The sequence below is a fragment of the Rhizobium beringeri genome (assembly GCF_004306515.1).
Classification (GTDB): Bacteria; Pseudomonadota; Alphaproteobacteria; order Rhizobiales; family Rhizobiaceae; genus Rhizobium; species Rhizobium beringeri.
Genome location: NZ_SILG01000001.1, coordinates 2,800,550 through 2,822,756 on the forward strand (window position 1 = coordinate 2,800,550; position 22,207 = coordinate 2,822,756).

21 protein-coding genes are annotated in these 22,207 nt (G+C 61.2%); 3 read left to right on the forward strand and 18 right to left on the reverse strand.

Annotated elements, in window-relative coordinates:
* Nucleotides 1-28 precede the first annotated feature (28 nt).
* The 4 genes from ftsA to aqpZ all read right to left on the reverse strand — a co-directional run bounded on the left by ftsA (nucleotide 29) and on the right by aqpZ (nucleotide 4,163).
* Nucleotides 29-1,360: a cell division protein FtsA gene (ftsA, locus tag ELH03_RS14205; protein WP_003561012.1), complete on the reverse strand. Its 1,332-nt coding sequence runs from the start codon at nucleotides 1,358-1,360 to the stop codon at nucleotides 29-31.
* Nucleotides 1,357-2,289, reverse strand: a complete 933-nt coding sequence (locus tag ELH03_RS14210) for a cell division protein FtsQ/DivIB (RefSeq protein ID WP_128400065.1) — start codon at nucleotides 2,287-2,289, stop codon at nucleotides 1,357-1,359. The genes ftsA and ELH03_RS14210 overlap by 4 nt, the downstream gene beginning before the upstream one ends.
* Complete coding sequence (locus ELH03_RS14215; protein ID WP_128411978.1) at nucleotides 2,277-3,203, reverse strand: D-alanine--D-alanine ligase; 927 nt, start codon at nucleotides 3,201-3,203, stop codon at nucleotides 2,277-2,279. Before ELH03_RS14215 ends, ELH03_RS14210 begins: the two co-directional genes overlap by 13 nt.
* Before the next feature lie 273 nt (nucleotides 3,204-3,476).
* A complete protein-coding gene (gene aqpZ, locus ELH03_RS14220) occupies nucleotides 3,477-4,163 on the reverse strand; it encodes an aquaporin Z (RefSeq protein ID WP_028732837.1) in 687 nt (228 codons plus the stop codon).
* A 219-nt stretch (nucleotides 4,164-4,382) separates the two neighbouring features.
* On the opposite strand from aqpZ, the gene ELH03_RS14225 reads away from it, so the two are divergent.
* Nucleotides 4,383-5,696, forward strand: a complete 1,314-nt coding sequence (locus tag ELH03_RS14225) for an MFS transporter (protein ID WP_128411979.1) — start codon at nucleotides 4,383-4,385, stop codon at nucleotides 5,694-5,696.
* 168 nt (nucleotides 5,697-5,864) lie between these two features.
* On the opposite strand, the gene ELH03_RS14230 is transcribed toward ELH03_RS14225, so the two are convergent.
* From ELH03_RS14230 to ELH03_RS14255, 6 genes are all read right to left on the reverse strand, one after another.
* Nucleotides 5,865-6,743 carry an SDR family NAD(P)-dependent oxidoreductase gene (locus ELH03_RS14230; protein WP_128400067.1) on the reverse strand — a complete coding sequence of 293 codons (879 nt, stop codon included), beginning with the start codon at nucleotides 6,741-6,743 and terminating at the stop codon, nucleotides 5,865-5,867.
* Nucleotides 6,740-7,525, reverse strand: coding sequence for a hypothetical protein (locus ELH03_RS14235; RefSeq protein WP_128411980.1), 786 nt, complete (start codon nucleotides 7,523-7,525; stop codon nucleotides 6,740-6,742). Before ELH03_RS14235 ends, ELH03_RS14230 begins: the two co-directional genes overlap by 4 nt.
* Before the next feature lie 10 nt (nucleotides 7,526-7,535).
* Entirely contained in the window at nucleotides 7,536-8,129 is a 594-nt protein-coding gene (locus ELH03_RS14240; RefSeq protein ID WP_128400069.1) for a protein-S-isoprenylcysteine O-methyltransferase, read from the reverse strand.
* Nucleotides 8,130-8,179: 50 nt separating this feature from the next.
* On the reverse strand, nucleotides 8,180-8,764 hold the full coding sequence (locus ELH03_RS14245; RefSeq protein ID WP_018243379.1) for a hypothetical protein: 585 nt from the start codon (nucleotides 8,762-8,764) through the stop codon (nucleotides 8,180-8,182).
* 158 nt (nucleotides 8,765-8,922) lie between these two features.
* Entirely contained in the window at nucleotides 8,923-9,042 is a 120-nt protein-coding gene (locus ELH03_RS37950) for a hypothetical protein (protein ID WP_018243378.1), read from the reverse strand.
* A 165-nt stretch (nucleotides 9,043-9,207) separates the two neighbouring features.
* Nucleotides 9,208-9,795, reverse strand: a complete 588-nt coding sequence (locus tag ELH03_RS14255) for a L,D-transpeptidase (RefSeq protein WP_164902005.1) — start codon at nucleotides 9,793-9,795, stop codon at nucleotides 9,208-9,210.
* Between the two features lie 230 nt (nucleotides 9,796-10,025).
* On the opposite strand from ELH03_RS14255, the gene ELH03_RS14260 reads away from it, so the two are divergent.
* A complete protein-coding gene (locus ELH03_RS14260; RefSeq protein ID WP_128400071.1) occupies nucleotides 10,026-10,781 on the forward strand; it encodes an SDR family NAD(P)-dependent oxidoreductase in 756 nt (251 codons plus the stop codon).
* Nucleotides 10,782-11,107: 326 nt separating this feature from the next.
* Nucleotides 11,108-12,037, forward strand: coding sequence for a UDP-glucose 4-epimerase family protein (locus ELH03_RS14265; protein ID WP_128400072.1), 930 nt, complete (start codon nucleotides 11,108-11,110; stop codon nucleotides 12,035-12,037).
* A 3-nt stretch (nucleotides 12,038-12,040) separates the two neighbouring features.
* Here ELH03_RS14265 and murB read toward each other — a convergent pair whose 3' ends face one another.
* The 8 genes from murB to ELH03_RS14305 are packed head-to-tail and all read right to left on the reverse strand — an operon-like array spanning nucleotide 12,041 to nucleotide 22,204.
* Nucleotides 12,041-13,015 carry a UDP-N-acetylmuramate dehydrogenase gene (gene murB / locus ELH03_RS14270; RefSeq protein WP_128400073.1) on the reverse strand — a complete coding sequence of 325 codons (975 nt, stop codon included), beginning with the start codon at nucleotides 13,013-13,015 and terminating at the stop codon, nucleotides 12,041-12,043.
* Nucleotides 13,012-14,427, reverse strand: a complete 1,416-nt coding sequence (gene murC / locus ELH03_RS14275; protein WP_027683743.1) for a UDP-N-acetylmuramate--L-alanine ligase — start codon at nucleotides 14,425-14,427, stop codon at nucleotides 13,012-13,014. Before murC ends, murB begins: the two co-directional genes overlap by 4 nt.
* A complete protein-coding gene (murG, locus tag ELH03_RS14280) occupies nucleotides 14,424-15,548 on the reverse strand; it encodes an undecaprenyldiphospho-muramoylpentapeptide beta-N-acetylglucosaminyltransferase (RefSeq protein ID WP_128400075.1) in 1,125 nt (374 codons plus the stop codon). The genes murC and murG overlap by 4 nt, the downstream gene beginning before the upstream one ends.
* Before the next feature lie 6 nt (nucleotides 15,549-15,554).
* Nucleotides 15,555-16,709 (reverse strand): putative lipid II flippase FtsW, encoded by a 1,155-nt coding sequence (ftsW, locus tag ELH03_RS14285; RefSeq protein ID WP_018242862.1) that lies wholly within the window; start codon nucleotides 16,707-16,709, stop codon nucleotides 15,555-15,557.
* Between the two features lies 1 nt (nucleotide 16,710).
* Nucleotides 16,711-18,123, reverse strand: a complete 1,413-nt coding sequence (gene murD / locus ELH03_RS14290; RefSeq protein WP_130659125.1) for a UDP-N-acetylmuramoyl-L-alanine--D-glutamate ligase — start codon at nucleotides 18,121-18,123, stop codon at nucleotides 16,711-16,713.
* Nucleotides 18,124-18,130: 7 nt separating this feature from the next.
* Entirely contained in the window at nucleotides 18,131-19,231 is a 1,101-nt protein-coding gene (mraY, locus tag ELH03_RS14295; protein WP_027683740.1) for a phospho-N-acetylmuramoyl-pentapeptide-transferase, read from the reverse strand.
* Between the two features lie 22 nt (nucleotides 19,232-19,253).
* Entirely contained in the window at nucleotides 19,254-20,687 is a 1,434-nt protein-coding gene (locus ELH03_RS14300; RefSeq protein WP_130766433.1) for a UDP-N-acetylmuramoylalanyl-D-glutamyl-2,6-diaminopimelate--D-alanyl-D-alanine ligase, read from the reverse strand.
* Complete coding sequence (locus ELH03_RS14305; RefSeq protein WP_130766434.1) at nucleotides 20,684-22,204, reverse strand: UDP-N-acetylmuramoyl-L-alanyl-D-glutamate--2,6-diaminopimelate ligase; 1,521 nt, start codon at nucleotides 22,202-22,204, stop codon at nucleotides 20,684-20,686. Before ELH03_RS14305 ends, ELH03_RS14300 begins: the two co-directional genes overlap by 4 nt.
* Nucleotides 22,205-22,207 lie beyond the last annotated feature (3 nt).

The following is a 22,207-nucleotide window of genomic DNA, read 5'->3' on the forward strand; positions in this document are numbered from 1 at the left end:
CATCGCCACGCCGGCCAATTACTCAATTTCAAAAACTTTCCTTCAGCCACTGGCCCATGCGAGCTATGCGGCTGTTATTTCCCCCAAGCGACATGAGCAGACCGCTCTGTGACGCATGTGTCTCCATGTCCGCGACCTGCGGATAAATCATCAGGCCGACGGCCGTCGAAAAGGCCGGACCCTTGGCAGCCGTCGGCAGCCCCGAGACGCCCATCGGACGGCCGATGCGGACGTTGCGGGCAAGGATGCGCCGCGCCACGTCGGCAAGGCCGGTCAACTGGCTCGCCCCGCCGGTCAGCACGACACGCTTGCCCACGATCGGGCTGAAACCGGAGCGCTGGATACGGTCGCGGATCAGTTCCATCGTCTCTTCGATTCGGGCCGATACGATGCGCGAAACTAGCGCCCGCGGCACTTGCGACGGCTGGTCGCGATCGTCCTCGCCGATCGGCGGGATCGAGATCAGCTCGCGCTCGTCGGAGGAATTCGAAAGTGCCGAGGCATGCACGACCTTCAGCCGCTCCGCATCCTCGATGCGGGTCGAAAGACCGCGCGCCAGGTCGGTGGTGACGTGATGGCCGCCGAGGCCGACGGCGTCCGTATGAACGAGCTTGCCTTCGGCAAAGACCGAAATCGTCGTCGTACCGCCGCCCATGTCGATCGCCGCGCAGCCGAGTTCGACCTCGTCGTCGACGAGAGCCGCAAGACCCGATGCATAAGGCGTCGCGACGATACCCTCGACCGACAGATGCGCACGATTGACGCTGAGTTCGAGGTTCTTCAGCGCCGAGCGCTCCGCCGTCACCACATGCATGTCGACGCCGAGCGCATCGCCATACATCGCCAGCGGATCGCGGATACCGCGCTCGCCGTCGAGCGAGAAGCCGGTCGCCAGCGAATGCAGCACCGAACGGTCCTGGCGCAGCGACTGCTGGCAGGCGGCCGACAGCACTTTCTTCAGATCGTTGAGCTCGACTTCCTGGCCGCCGAGATCGATCGTCGCAGTGTAGATGTCGCTGCCGAGCCGGCCAGCCGTCAGGTTGACGATCAGGCTCTCAACGGTCAATCCCGCCATGCGCTCCGCCGCGTCGACGGCAAGGCGAATGACGCCTTCCAGCGCGTCGAGATCGGCGATGACGCCGGTCTTGATGCCGCGGGAACGCTGGTGGCCGATGCCGATGATCTCGATATTGTGCGTGCGGCCCGGCAGGATCTGGCTTTCCTCGCGCGGCGTCAGCCGGCCGATCATGCAGACGACCTTGGTCGAGCCGATGTCGAGCACCGAAACGACATGCGACCGCTTCGACGAAAGCGGCTTCAGGCGCGGCAATCCGAAATGGGATGAACCGAACAAGCTCATATATTCTGCCCCGCCTTCTTCAATTCTTTCGTACGCTCCGTCACTGCCGTCTGCCTGCGGACCGCCGCCTCCGGCGTCAGCTGGATCGCGGTTCTGTCGGACAGTCTGAGATCGACTGCGGCAATGTCCCGCTCCAGGAGCTGGTGCTCCTTGTCGAACTTCGAAAGCGTCGCCAGTGCCTGGTCGATACCATCTTCCGGCAGCTTGACGACGACACCATTGTCCATGTGCAGGTCCCAGCGACGGCCTGATATCCAGACATAGGCCTTCACGCGGGCCTTCACGTCGGGCCACTTCGAGAAGGCATCGTCGAGCGAAGCCGCCGCCGTTTCGGCATCGCGGCCGACGACGAGCGGCAGCGCCGAAAACTTGTTGTCGCGCAGCGGCGCAATGACACTGCCGTTCTTCTCGATCAGGGAAAGCTCCTGCCCGTGCTGCCAGATCGCATAGGCCTGGCGCTCCTTGAGCTTCACCTCGATCGTTTTCGGATAAATCTTGCGCACCTCGACATTTTCGACCCAGGGAAGATGCGCGATCTTCCGGCGGGCGGCATCGACGTCGAGGGCGACCAGCGAGGTCGTGCCATCAAGGCCGATCAGCTGCAGGATCTCGATTTCAGAGGTCTCCGAATTGCCGGAGACTTTGACGTCCTCGATCGCAAAACCCGCGGCCGTCGTCGTCGCCTGCGCGACGGCTTCCGTGTGGCCGCCAAGCGACATTCCGTAAAACCCCGTCGCAGCCAGGAAGGCAAGCGCCGAGACCGTGCCCGTATGAACGGGAATATGGATGCGGCCGCTGCAGAGGCTGATCAGGAAGCGCGTGACCCGGCGCAGCGGACGCGGCAGCACGAACCGCTCTTCGGCTTCCATGATCGGAAGCACGGCATGATGGCTGGGGCGCCCTATCCTCTTGACCGTCAACGCAAACAAGACGCGTCCTCCACCATCCACCGGAGAAACTGACCAAACGAATAGCCGGCATGACCGGCCATTTCGGGCACGAGCGAGGTTGGGGTCATACCTGGCTGGGTATTGACCTCCAGCCAGATGATTTCGCCGTCTTCGGAGAAACGATCGTCGTAACGAAAGTCGGACCGACTGACGCCGCGACAACCGATTGCCTGATGCGCCCTTAGGGACAATGTTTGTATTTTTTGGTAAATATTCGGTGAAATTTTCGCGGGGATGACGTGTTTTGAACCGCCTGCCGCATACTTGGAGTCGTAATCATAAAAATTGTGTCCCTGCGGCACCACTTCCGTGACACCGAGCGCAGTTTCGCCCATGACACCGCAGGTGAGTTCGCGACCGTAAACATAGCGCTCGACGATCACCTCCTCGCCGTAACGCCACTCGGGCGAGCTGACGATCTGCGGCGGATGCGCCTGATCTTCCGTGACGATGACGACGCCGAAGCTCGACCCCTCGCGGACGGGTTTCACCACATAGGGCGGCTTCATCGGATGCGTCGAGGGAAAGGCGAAACGGTTGACCACCTGCGATTCGGCGACCGGAATGCCGGCAGCAGCGGCGACACGCTTCGCCTTGGCCTTGTCCATCGCCAGCGCCGAGGCAAGCACGCCCGAATGCGTATAGGGGATTTCGAGATATTCGAGGATGCCCTGAATTGTGCCGTCCTCGCCGAACGGGCCGTGAAGCGCATTGAAGACGACATCGGGTTTCAGCGCGGCAAGTTTCTCGGAAACGTCTCGCGCGACGTCGATGCGCGTCACGTCGAAGCCTTCCGCTTCGAGGGCTTCTGCGCAAGCCTTTCCCGAGGAAAGGCTGACGGGCCTTTCCGAGGAAAATCCGCCCATCAGGACAGCGACATGCTTGCGACTCATCAACACCCCCAAAAATAACTTTCATTTTCGAAATCGACGCTTGCGCGAAGCTGTCTGCGCCGTTTCAGGCCTTTGTCCGACCTGGGTGCATTAGAGCATCATTATGGTTAATGAAGTGTTTACTTTCGTTAACTCCGTCTTGCCGCGCCCATGATTTTTTAACCTTCGCGTCTTCGGGAGTGTCGGAGCGAAGGTGCCCACCGATCCGTAGAAACAGAAAAGCCCGCGCGGAAAAACCGCGCGGGCTCAATGGGATAGTTCGATATCCTGCAGTCAGTCGGCGTCGTCGAGGAATTTCCAGACGAGTCCGCCGAGCGCCCCACCCGCAAGTGGCGCAATCCAGAACAGCCAGAGCTGCTGCAGCGCCCAGCCGCCGACGAAAAGCGCCTGGCCGGTGGAACGCGCCGGATTGACCGAGGTGTTCGTCACGGGGATAGAAACGAGATGGATCAGCGTCAGTCCGAGGCCGATCGCAAGCGGCGCGAAGCCGGCAGGCACCCGACTGCTGGTCGATCCCAGGATGATGATCAGGAAGAACATGGTCAGCAGCACTTCGATCAGCAGCGCCGAAAGCAGTGAATAACCGCCTGGAGAATGATCGCCATATCCGTTGGCGGCAAAGCCGCCGAGTTCGAAACCCGCCTTGCCGCTGGCGATGAGATAAAGCAGCGCCGCCGCGGCGATGGCGCCGACAACCTGCGCGACGACATAGGGAACGAGGCGCGCCGCGGGAAACCGTCCGGCAACAGTTAGGCCAAGCGAGACGGCGGGATTGAAATGACCGCCGGAAATGCCGCCCACGGCATAGGCCATGGTGAGCACTGTCAGACCGAACGCAAAGGCCACGCCGACAAAACCGATCCCAAGCTCGGGATAGGCCGCCGCCAGCACGGCGCTGCCGCATCCGCCGAAGACCAGCCAGAACGTGCCGAGAAACTCCGCAACTAGACTCTTTTGCATGCTCGCCCCCTTAACCTCAACCAAGAGTTTAAATCAATCCGTTACAATTCGATTCCGGTCAAGCGCGCGGACATTGCCGCGGCAAGCTTCACGCAAGGATCGAGAAACGGGTGGAGATGCGGTGCGTGCGGCGCGAGGAGACGTTTTCTCAGACCTGAAATTGCGTTAAGACCCGCCAGCCTCCCAAGGCACTCCATAAAAATACTGATTGGAATGAAAATGACAGACGCGATCTCCGCATCGCCGACTACCGCCTCGAACAGCGCGCAAGTCAATTCCCCGGCTCGCGTCCTCATCGCCAGCCTTGTCGGCACTACCATCGAATTCTTCGACTTCTACGTCTACGCGACGGCAGCCGTCCTCATCTTCCCGCATCTTTTCTTCCCGGCAAGCGATTCGAACGCCGCAACGCTGCAGTCGCTCGTCACCTTCTCGATCGCCTTCTTCGCCCGCCCCATCGGCGCCGTGGTCTTCGGTCATTTCGGCGATCGCATCGGCCGCAAGGCGACACTCGTCGCTGCGTTGATGACGATGGGGCTTTCGACGGTCCTGATCGGCATGCTGCCGGGCTATGATGCGATCGGCATCGCCGCGCCGCTGTTGCTGGCGCTTTGCCGGTTCGGTCAGGGCCTCGGCCTCGGCGGCGAATGGGGCGGCGCCGTCCTGCTTGCCACCGAAAACGCTCCTCCCGGCAAGCGCAGCTGGTACGCCATGTTCCCGCAGCTCGGCGCGCCGATCGGCTTCATCCTCTCCTCCGGCTTCTTCCTCATCCTGGCGGAAACGATGAGCAACGAGGATTTCCTCGACTATGGATGGCGCATTCCCTTCATCGCCAGCCTCGCCCTCGTCGCCGTCGGCCTCTATGTCCGCCTGAAGATCGCCGAGACGCCTGAATTCCGCAAAGCCGTCGAAAAGCACGAGCGCGTCGCCGTGCCGATCGAGGTGGTCTTCCGCGGTCATCTGCGCAGCCTGATCCTCGGCACCTTCATTGCTGTGGCGACCTTCGTGCTGTTCTACCTGATGACAGTCTTCACGCTCTCCTGGGGCACGACACCCTTGGAAAAGGGCGGGCTCGGTTATACGAGAGAGCAGTTCCTGGTCGTCCAGCTTGTCGGCGTCGTCTTCTTCGGCCTGACGATCCCACTCTCCGGCTGGCTCTCCGACCTCTACTCGCGCCGCCTCATCCTGACGCTGACGACGATTGCCATCGTGATCTTCGGCTTCTTCTACGCGACGCTGTTGACGAGCGGTCTCACAGGCGCTTTCCTGTGCTCGATCATCGGCCTCGCCTTGATGGGCTTCACCTATGGTCCGATCGGCGCTGCCCTTGCCGCTCCCTTCCCGACCATGGTGCGCTATACCGGCGCCTCGATGACCTTCAACCTCGGCGGCATCTTCGGCGCTTCGCTCGCCCCTTATATCGCCACCTGGCTCGCCACCCATTACAGCCTGGACTATGTCGGCTACTACCTTGCCGCCTCTGCCGTGATCTCACTGGTCTGCATCCGGCTGTCGGGCCGCGAGGAAGTCTGAGCCATCTGCCGTGCAAACAAAAAAGCCGCGACACTCGTCGCGGCTTCAGACTGCTATCCAGCGTGCTTTTTGCGTTTATAGCCCGGCAATCGCGAGGAAGATCATACGGCGGATTAGGATCTCTGCGTGGCCGGCATCATCGGTCGGCTTCACCCTCGTCGACAGCCACTATTTCTGCAGGTTGCTCCGTACCGGGGAGCGGCTACCGCAACATTCCTTAAGGTTTTTCCCTGAACCGCAAGGACATGGATCTTTGCTCCTGCGCTGCAGGCGACCGATCAGGGGGAGAATAACTGCGGTCGGCAAGAATGCGGCGACAAGAGTAAACAACTTGGCTGAAATACCGGGAACGACGCGGCGACGGCCGGAGTTGAAACCGCTCCAGGCCCGCTCAGCGACATATTCAGCGTCCAGCTTGGGCAATATCTTGAAGAGAGCCGCCCGGTTCGCGCCGGCCTTTTCAAGGAATTCGGTGGATACCGGTCCTGGCGCCACACATGTCACGGTAACGCCAAAACGGCGCACTTCCTGATGGAGCGCGTCCGAAAAAGAGCGCACAAAACCCTTGCTTGCGTAATACAATGCCATGTACGGCCCGGGAACGAGACCCGCTATGGAGCCGAGATTGATCACGCCGCCACGTCCGCGCGCCAGCATTCCAGGCAGGAAGCGAAGGGTCATGTCGGTCAGGGCGCGTATATTGACATCGATAATCCCCATCTGATCTTTGACGGGGAGTAACGTTGCTGCGCCTCGCAGACCATAGCCGGCACTGTTGACCAAGACGCCGCAGACCAAATCGTTGGCGATTAGAAAAGCCTCAAGACGCGCCGACGCATCGGCTGCGAAGAGATCCAACTCCAATGTGAAGGGCTCACCACCGGCCTGCTGTACGTCGGCCGCCGCAGCGGCGAGGCCTTCCGGCGAACGCGCGACGAGCACGACGACATTGTGTTCGCGTGCCGCAACCTTTGCGATTGCTCGTCCAATGCCGCGGGAACCGCCAACCACGACGACAGCCGAACGGAACTCGTTGTGCGGGGTCACTTCGATGGTCCTACCGACGTTATGATGGTCGCGGCTCCCCTCTGGACGAGGCCTTTTACTTCGTCGGTGACCTCGCCGTTCAAGATCCTTTCGAATCGTTCCAATGCCCGTGCCACATTCGCTCCATCCATAACCCTATGGTCGTAGTGAATGCGGACAGTAACCGATCCATCCTCGCCGATCGGGCCGTAGTTGAAAAGTGTGGTCAACGGACTGAGGGGGTTGAGAGACTCCGCTCCGAGACCCGAATAGACAGACAGTTGGAAGGTGCCGAAATAGCGCGCTCGCTTCCGTCCTATATTGAGTCCGAGCCACATGAGCAGCCACCTCACAGGGGCAGGTGCGCGAGCAAGCTTCAGGGAGCGCCGAAACTCCTTGATCTCCAGAACCGGAAGTGACCTCGCCGCACGGATCAGCGTCTCCAGCTCGGTGATTGAGCGTTGCTCGGGACCTTTGATGGTGCTCAGCAGAACGACCCGCTCTCCGTCATGCTCGCGCTCATGGGCAATAGAGGCCACGCTGGCCGGATATTCATAGAGCTGTGGCCACGGAAACTTGATATAAGCACGCCGCAATTCAGGAATTTCTTGAGAGAGCAGGGCGTATCCCTTCAAGAAAAGCACCGTCCAGGACGGCCGGGCATCCGCTCCGTCTCTGGCATCCAGGAGGGGCCGAAGGTTCATTTGTCGCTGGACCGTCACACGCGGCACCCCGATCGAGAATCTCATCAGATCTCCGACAAGGCGTCGCGATGCCGAGAGCTTGATCGTTCGGCCTCTCATCTTTCCACCTCTAGTAAAGATAAGGAATGATGCGCTTGGTCTTCGCCATATACGCTTGATATTGCGGGCCGAAAACTTCCAGCATCATACGTTCTTCCTTGTCCACCCTTAGGAAGAATAGAACGGCGAAGCCGATCAGGCCCGCCATGCCTGCCACCCAGTTCGGCAGCAGAAACGCTTGTGAAAGCCCCATCAGAAGAAACGACGTGTACATCGGGTGGCGGACAAGGGAGTACGGGCCAGCGCATATCAATTCGTGCTGCTGGCGGATCTCCAGTGTAATCGACCAGTTTCGTCCTAATTGCTTGTGGGTTCTTCGAAAGACCCACATCGCGGCGCAGAAGAGTATTGTCCCGATCACGACGGCCCACAAATGGGCGGTATAGTCGGCTGCCTCGGGGATGCCGGTCGCGACGTAAAATCCCGGCACGATCGCAAGTCCGGCGAGGGCTGCCGCAAGCCCGACCGCCTCCGAACCGGTACGGCGGTTACTGACGACCGGCACTCGCTTTGCGCGACGCTCAAATGGGTATCGAATGATGCACCATGCAACAATTCCGAGAACCCAGACGCCCTCGCCGACGACGGCTGCTGATAAGTTCAAATCAAGTCACCAGAACCTTTCCATGATCTGCCTTCTTGGATGCCCGGTAATCAACCTGTATTCATCTCCCGAAGGTTTGTAATGAACTGTTGCGGCCTTAGCCAAATGCTGGGCGCCTTATAACCCATGTGCCGCGCGATATCCGCCACAAAGGCATTGCAGTTGTATACCGATGCCTCCCAGAGACGAGAGGTTGCCTGCAGTTTGCGTATATACGCAACTGTGTCGTTATATTCATTATCACTCAGCATCACACGCCAGCTTGCTGATCTGTACTGCTCTTCCAGGTCACCGTCCGTCGCTCCGGTCGAGGCCGGAACCGGTATGAAGTGGCCTATTACATACTGCGCGGCATCGGGAGAAGCTGGGGCAAGCCCTGCAACTTCGGGATTGATCATATTTCCGTTTTTATCCGCCTGCCCAAAAACGACGTAGGTGTGGCCGTAGGTCAGCGCATAGCGTGAGCGGAATTCGATGAAATGCCGATTTGATTTGTTTTCAGCCGTATTGGTTGGAGCTACGCCTCTGCCGTTGGAGGTATAATGCGGTAAAGGCCTTTTGTCTTCTGTCTGGCATGACGATGCCACGAACGCCAACATAACAACTAGCGACACACCGCCTCTTCCAAGCGCCATCACTAAGCTCCATATGCAGGCCCTGACGAATGCGAGCCCGAAGTCAGCATATAAAAATGCCACTCTTGCGCTGTGAGTTACGAAGGAGCGCAGCTTGGCGGTTTATGTAAGAAGAGGAAGGGTCTATGTGACCCTTCCTAAGAATCAAACGCGATATGCTACTTGTAGACTGCTTCTGCCGGCGGCGGGGCCTTCCCCTTGCCTTTGCCAATCGACCCGCAAGCACTCAGATTGGCCACCGCAAACATCGCAACGATTACGATTAGAATTCTGCTCATCAGGAAGTCCTCTCCTCATCATGGCATAGCTTTTCAGGCTACACCTTAAAGTTTAGCGACAATCAGTACCCTGGATAGGGCAGACATGATGCAACATGCAACGAATCTACATTAGCAGATACATATTGCTATGGCCAACCCCGCGATTTCAAATGGTAAACACCATCAGATGACAACCACGCGCGTGCCTACGCGTGCACGGGAGTAGAGGTCGACGATGTTTGCGTTCGTCAGGCGAATACACCCATTCGAAACGGCACGGCCTATCGACCAGGGGGCATTCGTTCCGTGCAACCGAAACAGGGTATCTTGTCCGCCCTGGTAGAGGTAGAGGGCCGCTGCACCGAGAGGGTTGAGCGGTCCTCCCGGTACTCCATCGGCATACTTGGCCAGCCGGGGCTTGCGCTGAATCATGTCATTGGTGGGCTTCCACGAAGGCCACTCTGCCTTATAGCCGATGGTGGCCTCGCCCTTGAAACTCAGGCCTTCCTCGCCGACGGCAACGCCGTAGCGAGTCGCCAGTCCGTCTGCCTCCACGAAGTAAAGGTAGCGGCTCGCCGTATCGACGACGATAGTTCCGGGCGGTTCACTCCCCGTATACGCGACCTCCTGTCGTCGATAGCGGGGATCGGCATCCGGATCCCTAGCGAATCGGTAGCCCAGTGGCGGCCCATCGCCCGAAGTACATCCAGAAAGCATTAGAGCCAGGCTCCCCAGCACGAGCCCCCGGCGTGTAATATGCTGTTTGTCCATTTCCACCTGCCAAGTAACGCCGTCGATCCCGTTCATTCCAAATTAGCCCGTTCATTCCAAATTAGATTGCGACATCTTTTGATAAAGACACTCAACTCTGTGGAGGATGAGTTCGCAACACTGGCAACATCTGAAGCTGCGCAATACCATGCCCTTCTATTTATCCGTGAAACCCCTTGCATCAATAATCGCGCCGATCGAATATTAGCATATCAACAAGGACGGAGACGATGAAGCTTTGCCTGGAAGGAAAAATCGCGATCGTAACGGGCGCAGGTTCCGGAATTGGTGCTGCCGTTTCCCGACACCTCGCTGAGGAGGGTGCCGAGGTTGTTGTCGCCGATATCAATGCTGACGCAGCACACACGATTGCCGCCGCAATCAGATCAGAGGGAGGCCGCGCCCGTGAATTTGTCGTCGATGTCAGTGACAGTGAAAGTGTGCAGAGACTTGTCGATTTTACCGTCGAGACATGTGGCGGCTTGGATCTGGCGGTCAATAATGCGGGAATCGATGGGGTGCGCGCAGCGGTCGCAGACTATCCGCTCGACAATTGGCACAAGGTGATGAACGTCAATCTGAACGGCGTCTTCTATTGCATGAAGTCCGAAATTGGCGCGATGCTGAAGCTGGGCGGCGGTGCAATCGTGAATATGTCTTCCACTCTCGGGACCGTTGGATTACCCACCGCGGCGGCATACACCGCGGCCAAGCACGGGGTTGTTGGACTGACGAAAGTCGCTTCGATGGAGTATGCGAGATTGGGTATCCGCATAAATGCCGTCGGTCCCGGCTGGATCGAAACGCCACTTTTGTCAGAGCATCTTGAGGCGGCGAGTACGCGACGCATGGCGTCGCTTCAACCAATGGGCAGGCGTGGAAAACCGGAAGAGGTCGCGACTCTTGTGTGTTTCCTCCTGTCCGAGCAGGCCAGCTTCATCACTGGGGTGCACTATTTGGTGGACGGGGCCTATACCGCTCACTGAAGAAGGGGCTGGGAAGTAGGCGGTGATTTCCAGACTACCTCCATTTGGCCTGATGCTGTGCTGCTGACTGGGGGACCGGTGTTCTGCGCTCATATTGCGGTCTCTCTGCTGAGCTGTGTCGGCTGTCGGGCCGCGAGGAAGTCTGAGCCTCGAGCAGCAAATGAACAATAAGCCGCGACGGCTAGCACATCGCGTAGATTCAAAGTGCTAGAGCGTCCTTTGTGGGTCCGAAAGGACGCACGGCGCTCTAACGTCGCGGCTTTTTTATTGATGCCGTGAGCACTTCCGGTTAACCGGAGCACTCACGGTAAAACGGGGAACAGATCATGCGATGCCTCATTACCGGCGCAGCCGGCTTTGTCGGTGGGCCTCTCGTCGAAAGACTGCACGGAGAGCGGATATGCGAGCTTGCGGTAACGACGCGATCTGCAACCGCCAGCTTCCCGACATCTGTAAGGCATTTCCCCATCGAGATAACAAGCGAAACCGATTGGACAGCGGCTCTCGAGGGTATTGATGTCATCGTCCATCTCGCCGCTCGTGTTCACATCATGAACGACCGCGCAGCCGATCCGCTGGCGGAATTTCGTCGGATCAACACCGCTGCCACGTTGAACCTCGCCGAGCAGGCCGCCCGCGCGGGCGTAAAAAGGTTCGTCTTCATCAGCAGCATCAAGGTCAATGGTGAGGAGAACGATCGGCCCTTCCGGCACGACGATTCGCCAAAGCCGATCGATCCCTATGGCATCTCGAAGCTGGAAACTGAAATCGGGCTGCATGAAATCGCCGCCCGAGCAGGCATGGAGGTCGTCGTCATTCGCCCGCCGCTCGTCTATGGACCCGGTGCGAGGGGCAACTTCGCCCTCCTCGTCGGACTTATCAGGAAGAAGATACCGCTCCCCTTCGCGTCGCTGAAGAACCGCCGAACACTGGTCGCGCTTCCAAATCTCGTCGATCTGATCATCACCGGGATGAAGCATCCCGGTGCAGCCGGCGAGACCTTTCTCGCAGGCGATGGAGAAGATCTTTCGACTCCAGGGCTTATTGAAGGGATTGCCGCAGGCCTAGGTGTCAAACCGATGCTGCTCCCCTTCCCCCCCGCCTTGTTGCAGATGGGCGCGAGAGTCACGGGAAAGGACGCCGTCTACCAACGTCTTTGTGGCTCCCTCCAGGTCGACATATCCCATGCCCGCGACGTGCTCGGCTGGTCGCCCCTCGTCACGCCGCGCGAAGGCCTGAAGCTTGCGGTGACGTAACCGTTACTCGCTCGTCACGCCGTGGAACGGACGCACTTCGCGGCCGGGCATGAAGACGCCGAGGCGTTTGATTTCCCATTCGAGCTTGATACCGTCTTTTTCGAAGACCTCGCGGCGCACCTGCTCACCGAGATATTCGAGGTCGTAGCCGGTCGCCTGCCCCATGTTGATCATGAAATTGCAGTGCAGCGACGACATCTGCGCGCCGCCGATGACGAGGCCGCGGCAGCCTGCCTCGTCGATCAGTTTCCAGGCCGAATGGCCGGCGGGGTTCTTGAAGGTCGACCCGCCGGTCTTTTCACGCACCGGCTGCACCGTCTCGCGATGATTGCGCACGGCGTCCATCTCGGCGCGGATCTGCGCACGCTCTTCCGGATAGCCCTCAAACAGCACGGAGGTGAAGATCAGATCTGTCGATGCGGTCGAATGCCGGTAGGAATAGCCCATCTCGGCTTTGGAAAGCACATGCTTGTCGCCCTTGCGGTCGACCGCATGGACTTCGATCAACCGCTCGCGCGTCTCTACGCCGTTGGCCCCGGCATTCATGCGCGCCGCGCCGCCGATGCCGCCGGGAATGCCGTAGAAAAAATGGAAGCCGCCGATGCCGTTGTCCATCGCCATCGCCGCCACATGTTTATCAGGGCAGATGGCGCCGGCCAGGATGCGGTTTTCGCCGGCAAGCTCGACGAAACCGAACCCCTTGGCCGACAAGCGCAGCACGACGCCGGGAATGCCGCCGTCGCGCACCAGGATGTTGGAGCCGACGCCGACCACCGTCAGCGGCACCTCTTCCGGCAATATCTTCAGGAAGGCGATGAGATCGTCGATGTCATGCGGCTGGAACATCAGCTCGGCCAACCCGCCGGCCCTGAACCAGGTGACGCGGTCCATCGGGGCATCCGGCGTGATACGACCGCGGATATCCTTTACACCGTCTCCGAGAGACGCGAGAAGCTTTTCCCCATTCACCTGTTTCATACGGACTTTCCCGATAGGCCTTCCAGTTGCTTGGGCAGTGCCGCTGCCCAGGATGTAATGCTCCCAGCCCCCAACAGAACCACGAAATCGCCAGGCTTTGCAACCTCCGCGACCATCTGCGGCAGAAGCTCCGCCGAGCTTAGAAAGCGGGCGTCGCGATGGCCGCCGGATTTTATGCGCGAGACCAGCGACACGGAATCGATACCCTCGATCGGATCCTCACCCGCCGCATAGACGGGTGCCAGGAAGATGCTGTCGGCATCGTTGAAGCAGGCGGCGAATTCCTCGAACAGGCTGGCAAGACGGCTAAAGCGATGCGGCTGGTGGACGGCGATGACACGCCCCTTGCAGGATTCTCGAGCGGCGCGCAGCACCGCCTTGATCTCCACCGGATGATGGCCGTAATCGTCGAAGATCTGCACCCCGTTCCATTCGCCGGTCAGCGTGAAGCGGCGCTTGACGCCGCCGAAGGAGGCAAGCCCCTTGGCGATATCGGCGCTCGATATGCCGAGCCGGTTGGCAACGGCAATCGCCGCCGTCGCGTTGGAAATATTATGCCGTCCGGGCATCGGCATGACCAGCCCCTTGAGCTCGATCACCTGGCCGGTGCGGCGGCGGCGGATTTCGACGTCGAAGATCGAGCGCGTGCCGTCGATGCGGACATTCTTGAAGCGCACGTCGGCCTGCGGGTTCTCGCCATAGGTGATGATCTTGCGGTCCTCGATGCGGCCGACCAGCGATTGCACCTCGGGATGGTCCAGGCACATGACGCCGAAGCCGTAAAACGGCACATTCTCGACGAACTGCCGGAAGGCGGCGCGCACGGCGTCGAAATTGCCGTAATGGTCGAGATGTTCCGGGTCGATATTGGTGATGACGGCGACATCGGCCGGAAGCTTCAGGAAGGTGCCGTCCGATTCGTCGGCCTCGACCACCATCCACTCGCCCTCGCCCATGCGGGCATTGGTGCCGTAGGCATTGATGATGCCGCCATTGATGACGGTCGGGTCCAGTCCGCCGGCTTCGAGCAGCGTGGCGACCAGTGAGGTGGTGGTCGTCTTGCCATGCGTGCCGCCGATGGCGATCGCATTGCGGAAGCGCATCAGCTCGGCCAGCATTTCGGCACGGCGCACCACCGGCAGCAGCTTTTCGCGCGCGGCGATGAGCTCCGGATTGCTCTTCTTGATCGCCGTCGAGACGACCACGACTTCGGCCTCACCCAGGTTTTCAGCTCGGTGACCGACGAACACCTCAATGCCCTTGTCGCGCAGGCGCTGGACATTGGCACTGTCGGCTTGGTCCGATCCCTGCACCTTGTGGCCGAGATTATGCAGCACCTCGGCAATACCGCTCATGCCGATGCCGCCAATGCCGATGAAATGGACGAGACCGATCGTCTTCGGCAGTTTCATGCGCGTGTCCTCTTGAATTCCGCAATTGTCCGTCCGGCGGCAATAGCCTCAACCATGTCGGCAAGCAAGTTTGCGGCGTCGGGTTTCCCGGCGAGTTTCGCCGCCGCGGCCATGTGCGAAAGCTTTTCCGGATCGTTCATCACAGCCGTCAGGATCGCCGCGATCTTCTCCGGCGAAAGCTCCGACTGGGCAATCACCTTCGCCCCGCCGGTCGCAGCGAGTGCCGCGGCATTCGCCGCCTGGTCGTGATCGAGAGCGTGCGGGTAGGGCACGAGCACGGCAGGCCGCCCGATGACGGAGATTTCCGAAACCGTCGAGGCGCCCGAACGGCAGATGACGAGATGCGCCTTCGCCAGCCTCTCGGCCATGTCGGTAAAGAAGGGTGCGATATCGGCCCCCATCTCCAGCTTGGCGACGCAGCCGCTGACCATCTCCATGTCCTCGGGACGCACCTGCTGGGTGATGCGGAGGCGCACGCGAAGCGCGTCGTCGAGCAGGCTGATCGCCGTCGGCAGCGCCTTGGAAAAATATTGCGCGCCCTGGCTGCCACCGAAGACGACGAGGTTGAAGGCCTCACCCGGATGCGACGGCGTGTAAGGCACCTCGGCCGCGGCAATGATCGCCGGGCGGACCGGATTACCCGTCGTCACCGTCTTGTCCGGAAAGGCGGCACCGCCCTCCGGCAGGAACCCGCCGGCAATGGCCTGCACGCGGGTTGCTAAGGCCTTGTTGGCACGGCCCATCACGGCATTTTGCTCGTGGATCATCGAGGGCACGCCGAGCCGGGTGGCGGCAAGCAGCGGCGGCACGGTGGGATAACCGCCGAAACCGACGACGATGACCGGTTGCAGCCGCTGGATCAGTTTCTTTGCGGCCCGCATGCCGCTCCAGAGCGTCCACAGCGAGCGGGCGACGGCAACCGGGTTCTTCGAGCCGATCGTCGCCGACGGCACGACATGGATCTCCTCGGCCGGGAACTTGCCGGCATAACGCTCGGCCCGGCTGTCCGTGACGAGATGCACCGAATAGCCGCGCTCCTTCAGCTTGAAGGCCAGAGCCTCCGCCGGGAACACATGGCCGCCGGTTCCCCCGGCGGCAAGCAGCACGATGCCTTTGCTCATGGTCTTCTACTCCGCCGGCATGCCGTGCGGGACGCGGAAGAGGCTCCGGTCCTGCGCGCGTTTTTCCGGTCGATGGCGCGTCAGCGCCAGAATGAAGCCGGCGGTGACGCAGATCGCCACCATGGACGAGCCGCCGTAGGAAATCAGCGGCAGCGTCATGCCCTTCGCCGGCAGCAGTTCGAGATTGACGCCGATATTGATGATCGACTGGATACCCATCTGCAGCACCAGGCCGGCGACGGCGAAGCGGTTGAAGTCGTTCCGCTCGCGATAGGCATGCGAGAGGCCGCGCAGCACCAGCACGGTAAACAGCGCAACGAGCGCCATGCAGAAGACGATCCCGAATTCCTCGGCCGCGACCGAGAAGATGAAGTCGGTATGCGCATCCGGGATGATGCGCTTGACGATACCCTCGCCCGGCCCCTGACCGAACCAGCTGCCGCGGATGATCGCCTCGCGCGCGGTGTCGATCTGGAAAGTATCACCCTCGCCGGTCATGAACTTGTCTATTCGGCCGGCGACGTGCGGGAAGACGTAATAGGCGCTGAGCAGGCCGCCGGCGCCGCCGATGCCGAGCAGCATGATCCAGATCCATGGCATGCCGGCCATGAAGAACATCCCGCCCCAGACGGCCGTGGTCAGGATGGTCTGGCCGAGGTCCGGCTGCGCAATAAGAAGGGCCGCAACGATGCCGAACAGGATAATCGCAAAGAGATTGCCGGGGATTTCCGGCTGGCGCGCATGTTCGGCAAACAGCCAGGCGCAGACCACGACGAAGGCGGGCTTCATGAATTCCGACGGCTGGATGGAAAGGCCGGCGATCCAGATCCAGCGCCTGCCACCCTTGACCTCCTGCCCGACGAACAGCACCAGCACCATCATGGCGACGGAGATGATCAGGATCAGGATGGCGGTTCGCCGCACCTGCCGCGGCGTCAGGAACGACAGCCCGAGCATGACGCCGATCGAGGGGATCATGAAGGCCGCATGGCGCTTGACGAAGTGGAAGGGTTCGAGCCCGATGCGCTCGGCGACCGCGGGAGATGCCGCAAACGACAGCATGAAGCCGATGCCCATCAGGAAGATGAACATCGCCAGGAAGAAGCGGTCGATGGTCCAGAACCAATCGGCCAGAGGCCCACGTTCCGCGCGGCTTACCATGTCATTTCTCTCCTGTTGCCGGACCGATCAGCATCGCAATCCCGTCAAGGGCGGCCACATGGCCGACGAAGGCTTCGCCCCTGACTTCGAAGTTCTTATACTGGTCGAAGCTTGCGCAAGCCGGGGATAACATCACCGCTGAAGCGGCGTTCTCGTCGCGTTCGGCATCGGCGGCCGCATGCGCGACGGCGCGCTCCAGCGTGCCCGAGATCTCGTAAGGCACGGCCTCGCCGAGCGTCGCGGCGAATTCCGCTGCCGCCTCGCCGATCAGATAGGCCTTGGCGATCCGCGGGAAATAGGGAGCGAGCGTCGTGATGCCGCCAGCCTTCGGCAGGCCGCCGGCGATCCAATAGATGCGATCATAGCTCGAAAGAGCCGGTGCCGCGGCATCGGCATTGGTCGCCTTGGAATCGTTGACGAAAACGACGCGGCCACGCTGACCGACCGGCTGCATTCGGTGCTTCAGTCCGGGGAACGAAGCAAGGCCGGTACGGATGTCGTCGGCGGAAATCCCGACGGCAAGGCAGGCAGCGACGGCGGCGGCGGCGTTCTGCGCATTATGGCTGCCGCGCAGTGTCTGGATACCGTCGAGGTCGACGAAAGGCAGCATGGCGCCGCCGCCGGCCTGGATGAGTTTGGTGCCCTCGGCATAGATGCCGTCGGCCACCACGTTGCGGCGCGAAATACGCATCACTTTGACGCCTGCCCGCTCGACGCGGTCAGCGATCAAGGCCGAATGGCTATCGTCGACGCCGACGATCGCGACATCGCTGCCGGCGACCAGCCGTTCCTTGACATCGGCATAATGCTGCATCGTGCCATGACGGTCGAGATGATCGGGCGTCAGGTTGAGCAGGATGCCGGCCGACGGGTTCAGCGTCGGCGCGAGATCGATCTGGTAGGAGGAGCATTCGACGACATAATAGCGCTCGGCCTTCGGCGGATCGAGCGTCAGTACGGCCGTGCCGATATTGCCGCCGAGCTGCATGTCGTAGCCGGCGGATTTCAGGATATGGGCGATCAGCGCCGTCGTGGTCGACTTGCCGTTTGTGCCTGTTATGGCGATGAAAGGGCAATCCGGCGCATGGACGCGGCGTTCGCGCACGAAGAGCTCGACGTCGCCGACGATATCGACGCCGGCCGACCGGGCAAGATCGACAGTCCAGTGCGGCTTCGGATGGGTGAGCGGCACACCGGGCGACAGCACAAACAGCGCCTGCTGGCTCCAGTCGATGTTGTGCAGGTCTTCCGTCTTGATGCCTTCGGCCTCGGCCTTGGCGACGCTGTCGGGATTGTCGTCCCAGGCGGTCACCTGCGCACCGCCTGATATCAGCGCCCGGGCGGTGGCAAAGCCGGAGCCGCCGAGCCCGAAGAGTGCGACCTTCCTGTCCTTGAGCGTCGTGACCGGGATCATCGCCGCCTCACCGGAGCTTCAGTGTCGAAAGGCCGAGCATGGCAAGGCCGACGGCAACGATCCAGAAGCGGATCACCACCTGGCTCTCGGTCCAGCCCTTCTTCTCGAAGTGATGATGGATCGGCGCCATCAGGAAGACGCGCCGGCCAGTCATTTTGAAGAAGCCGACCTGGATGATGACGGACAGCGTCTCGATGACGAAGAGGCCGCCGATGATCGCCATGACGATCTCGTGCTTGGTGGCGACGGCGACGGTACCGATCGTGCCGCCGAGTGCCAGCGACCCCGTGTCGCCCATGAAGATGGCGGCCGGCGGTGCATTGAACCAGAGAAAGCCGAGGCCGGCGCCGATGACGGCGCCGAGCACGACGGCGAGCTCGCCGGTACCGGGCACGAAATTGATCTGCAGGTAGTTCGCAAACACCACGTTGCCGGCGAGATAGGCGATGACGCCGAAGGAGGCAGCGGCGATCATGACAGGCACGATGGCAAGCCCGTCGAGACCGTCCGTCAGGTTGACGGCATTGCCGGCGCCGACGATGACGAAGCCGCCGAAGACGACGAACATGATGCCGATATTGATCATGAAGTCTTTGAAGAAGGGAAAGGCGATCGAGGAGCCGAAAGTCGAACCGGCAAGCCCCGAGGCAAGGGCGGTGCGCATCATGAAATAGACGGCGATGCCGGCGATGACAAATTCGATGCCGAGACGCGCCTTGCCGGAAAAGCCCATGTGGCTCTGCTTCGTGACCTTAAGATAATCGTCGTAGAAACCGATCGCGCCGAAGCCCAGCGTCACCAGCAGCGTGGCGACGACATAGACGTTGGAAAGATCGGCCCAGAGCAGCGATGCGCCGACGATACCGGCGAGGATCATCAGCCCGCCCATGGTCGGCGTGCCGGCCTTCTTGAAATGCGTCTGCGGCCCATCGGCGCGGATCGGCTGGCCCTTGCCCTGCCGGATGCGCAGCGAATTGATGATCGTCGGCCCGAACAGGAAGACGATCAGTGCTGAGGTGAAGAGAGCAGCCCCCGTGCGGAAGGTAATATATCTGAACAGGTTCAGAAATTTGAAATATTCCGACAGTTCGACAAGCCAGATCAGCATTCAGGGCCCCTTGTTTACCCGATCAAAATTCGCGTTGCGTGTCGGCAAATGCCGGGAACTTGTCAAGGAGCGCGGCGACGATCTTGCCGAAACCGATGCCCAGAGACGATTTCACCATCAACACGTCGCCTGGCGCGACCGAGTTCAATACATAGTCCGTCAATTCGTCCGTGTTCTCGCGATATTCGACATGGACGCTTTCCGGCAACGATTCCTTGAGCGCAGCCATCTCGGCTCCGGCCAGCCAGACATGCTCGATGCCGGCCGCAAGCAGGGGCACGGCAAGGTCGGTATGGACCTTCTGCGCATACTCGCCCATCTCCAGCATGTCGCCGAGCACGGCGATCCGGCGTCCGCGGCCGGTCGGCTCGGAGGCGGCCAACAGCGCGATCGCCGCGCGCATCGAGGCCGGATTGGCATTGTAGCTCTCGTCGATCAGCGTGAAGCTGCCGCCGCCGATCAAAAGCCGGTGGCGCTTGCCCCTGCCCTTTTCCGGCCTCAGCGTCGCAAGCGCTTCGATCGCCTTCTGCATATCGGCGCCGACGATCCTGACGACCCCGAGTGCTGCGAGCGCATTCTCGGCGATATGGCGGCCCGGCGCGCCGAGCGCGACTTCGAGCGTCTCGCCACCAATCGTCAGCCACAGCGTCGAATTCTCGTCCGAGCCATTGAATTCTGCGAGCCGGAATTCGGCCTTGGCATGCTGGCCGAAGGAATGGACATGCTCGATGCCGAGCGATTGCGCCGTGCGGTCGAGGAAATTGAACTGGTCGTTGTCGCGGTTGAGCACGACATGGCCGCCGGGTTCGAGCCCCTCGAAGATCTCCGCCTTGGCGGCGGCGATTTCCTTGATGTTCTTGAAATTGCCGAGATGCGCCGGCGCGATCGTCGTGATGATGGCGACATCGGGACGGATCATCCCCACCAGCGGCCGGATCTCGCCGGGATGGTTCATTCCGACTTCGAAGACGCCGTAATCCGTATCCTCGGGCATGCGCGCCAGCGTCAGCGGCACGCCCCAATGATTGTTGAAGGAGGCGACGGAGGCGTGCACTTTGCCGGAGGGCGCCAGCACATGCCGCAGCATTTCCTTGGTGGTCGTCTTTCCCACAGATCCGGTCACTGCGATGATCTGGGCCTGCGAGCGCTCGCGCGAGGCAAGGCCGAGCCGGCCAAGTGCCGCGAGCACGTCTTCCACGACGATCATCGGCACCGTCAGGCGGCCCATGGCGGGAAGTCTCGCCTCGCTGACAACGAGAAGGGAGGCGCCGTTCGCCGTCGCCATCGATGCGTAGTCGTGACCGTCGACACGGTCGCCCTTGATCGCGAAGAAGGCTTCGCCCGGGGTAATCGAGCGGCTGTCGATGGAAATGCCGGTGATGCCTTCGGGCGGAGTGCCGAAGGGGCGCCCCGCCGTCGCTGCGATCATGTCTTCGGTCGTCCAGAGCCAGCTCAAGATTTCAGGTCCTCCAAGGCCTTGCGCACCTCCGCATGATCGGAGAACGGCAGGGTGACACCGCCGATCGTCTGCCCTTCCTCATGCCCCTTGCCGGCAACGATCAGCGTATCGCCGGATCTCAGCATGCCCACAGCCTCGCGGATCGCCGTGGCGCGGTCGGCGATTTCCGAGGCGCAGCCTGCTGCCGCCATGATCTCCGCCCGGATCGAGGCCGGCTCCTCAGAACGCGGATTATCGTCGGTGACGATGACGACGTCGGCAAGTCGGCAGGCGATTTCGCCCATGATCGGCCGCTTGCCGCGGTCACGGTCGCCGCCGCAGCCGAAAACGACGATGACGCGACCGGTGGTGAAGGGTCTGACCGAGCCCAGCACCTTTTCCAGCGCATCCGGCTTGTGGGCGTAGTCGACATAGGCGAGCGCGCCGCCTTTTGTATGGCCGACGAGTTCGAGACGGCCAGACGCGCCGACGAGCTTCTCGAGGGCGGCCATCGCAACCTTCGCCTCAACGCCGGTCGACATGGCGAGCCCTGCTGCGACCAGCGCGTTGGCCACCTGAAAATCGCCGGCCAGCGGAATGTCCACCTCGAAGATCTCGCCGCCGATATGGATCTCGGCCATCTGCTTGTGGCGGAAGTGCTCGACGCGTTTCAACGAGAGGTAATCGCCCTTTCGCCCGACAGTACGAATGTCGTGACCGGCATCGGTCGCCGCCTTGATCGCCTGCGCCGACCACGGATCGTCGGCGAAGATTACCGCAGGCGACCCCTTCGGTAACAACGTTTCGAAAAGCCGCATCTTGGCGGCCATATAGGCCTCGATCGTGGGATGATAATCCATGTGGTCTCGGCCGAGATTGGTGAAGGCGGCGGCAGCAAGCTTCACGCCATCAAGCCGGCACTGGTCGAGGCCGTGGCTGGAGGCCTCCATCGCGGCATGCGTCACACCCTCTCCGGCAAGTTCCGCCAGCAGCGCGTGCAGAGACACCGGATCGGGCGTCGTCAGCGAGCCATATTCGTTGCGCGTCGGCGAGACGACGCCTGTCGTGCCGATCATCGCGGCCGCGTGGCCCGCATGTGCCCAGATCTGCCGGGTGAAAGAAGCGACGGAGGTTTTGCCCGCCGTGCCGGTGACGGCGACCATGGTATCGGGCTGCCTGCCGTGGAAACGTGCGGCGGCGATCGAAAGGAAGCGGCGCGGCTCCTTGACCGCAAGCACTGGGATCGAAGCATCGACGGCTTGGGAGGCGATCGCGACGGCAGCGCCGCGGCCGGCGGCATCCGCGATGAAGCCCGCGCCGTCCGCCTTGGTGCCGGCGACCGCGACGAAAGCATTGCCCGGCGTCACCTTGCGGCTATCCGAAGACAGGCCTGAAATATCAAGCAAGCCTGCCGGGCCTTCGAGCTGTGCTTCAAGTTCCGGAAACTGATCTCCGGCCAAGTCTCGCAATTTCATCGAATGCACTTTTCTCTCTTGAAGCCGGTTCACCCCTCGCGAATCGGCGTCGATATTCATTCA

Coding starts and splice junctions, on each gene's coding strand:
- ELH03_RS14225 (WP_128411979.1), top strand. CDS start 4,383: ATGACAGACGCGATCTCCGCATCGCCGACTACCGCCTCGAACAGCGCG.
- ELH03_RS14265 (WP_128400072.1), top strand. CDS start 11,108: ATGCGATGCCTCATTACCGGCGCAGCCGGCTTTGTCGGTGGGCCTCTC.
- mraY (WP_027683740.1), bottom strand. CDS start 19,231: ATGCTGATCTGGCTTGTCGAACTGTCGGAATATTTCAAATTTCTGAAC.
- murC (WP_027683743.1), bottom strand. CDS start 14,427: ATGAAACTGCCGAAGACGATCGGTCTCGTCCATTTCATCGGCATTGGC.
- ELH03_RS14215 (WP_128411978.1), bottom strand. CDS start 3,203: ATGAGTCGCAAGCATGTCGCTGTCCTGATGGGCGGATTTTCCTCGGAA.
- ELH03_RS14245 (WP_018243379.1), bottom strand. CDS start 8,764: ATGGCGCTTGGAAGAGGCGGTGTGTCGCTAGTTGTTATGTTGGCGTTC.
- ELH03_RS14235 (WP_128411980.1), bottom strand. CDS start 7,525: ATGAGAGGCCGAACGATCAAGCTCTCGGCATCGCGACGCCTTGTCGGA.
- ftsA (WP_003561012.1), bottom strand. CDS start 1,360: ATGAGCTTGTTCGGTTCATCCCATTTCGGATTGCCGCGCCTGAAGCCG.
- murG (WP_128400075.1), bottom strand. CDS start 15,548: ATGAGCAAAGGCATCGTGCTGCTTGCCGCCGGGGGAACCGGCGGCCAT.
- ELH03_RS14305 (WP_130766434.1), bottom strand. CDS start 22,204: ATGAATATCGACGCCGATTCGCGAGGGGTGAACCGGCTTCAAGAGAGA.
- murB (WP_128400073.1), bottom strand. CDS start 13,015: ATGAAACAGGTGAATGGGGAAAAGCTTCTCGCGTCTCTCGGAGACGGT.
- ftsW (WP_018242862.1), bottom strand. CDS start 16,709: ATGGTAAGCCGCGCGGAACGTGGGCCTCTGGCCGATTGGTTCTGGACC.
- aqpZ (WP_028732837.1), bottom strand. CDS start 4,163: ATGCAAAAGAGTCTAGTTGCGGAGTTTCTCGGCACGTTCTGGCTGGTC.
- ELH03_RS37950 (WP_018243378.1), bottom strand. CDS start 9,042: ATGAGCAGAATTCTAATCGTAATCGTTGCGATGTTTGCGGTGGCCAAT.
- ELH03_RS14260 (WP_128400071.1), top strand. CDS start 10,026: ATGAAGCTTTGCCTGGAAGGAAAAATCGCGATCGTAACGGGCGCAGGT.
- ELH03_RS14255 (WP_164902005.1), bottom strand. CDS start 9,795: ATGGACAAACAGCATATTACACGCCGGGGGCTCGTGCTGGGGAGCCTG.
- murD (WP_130659125.1), bottom strand. CDS start 18,123: ATGATCCCGGTCACGACGCTCAAGGACAGGAAGGTCGCACTCTTCGGG.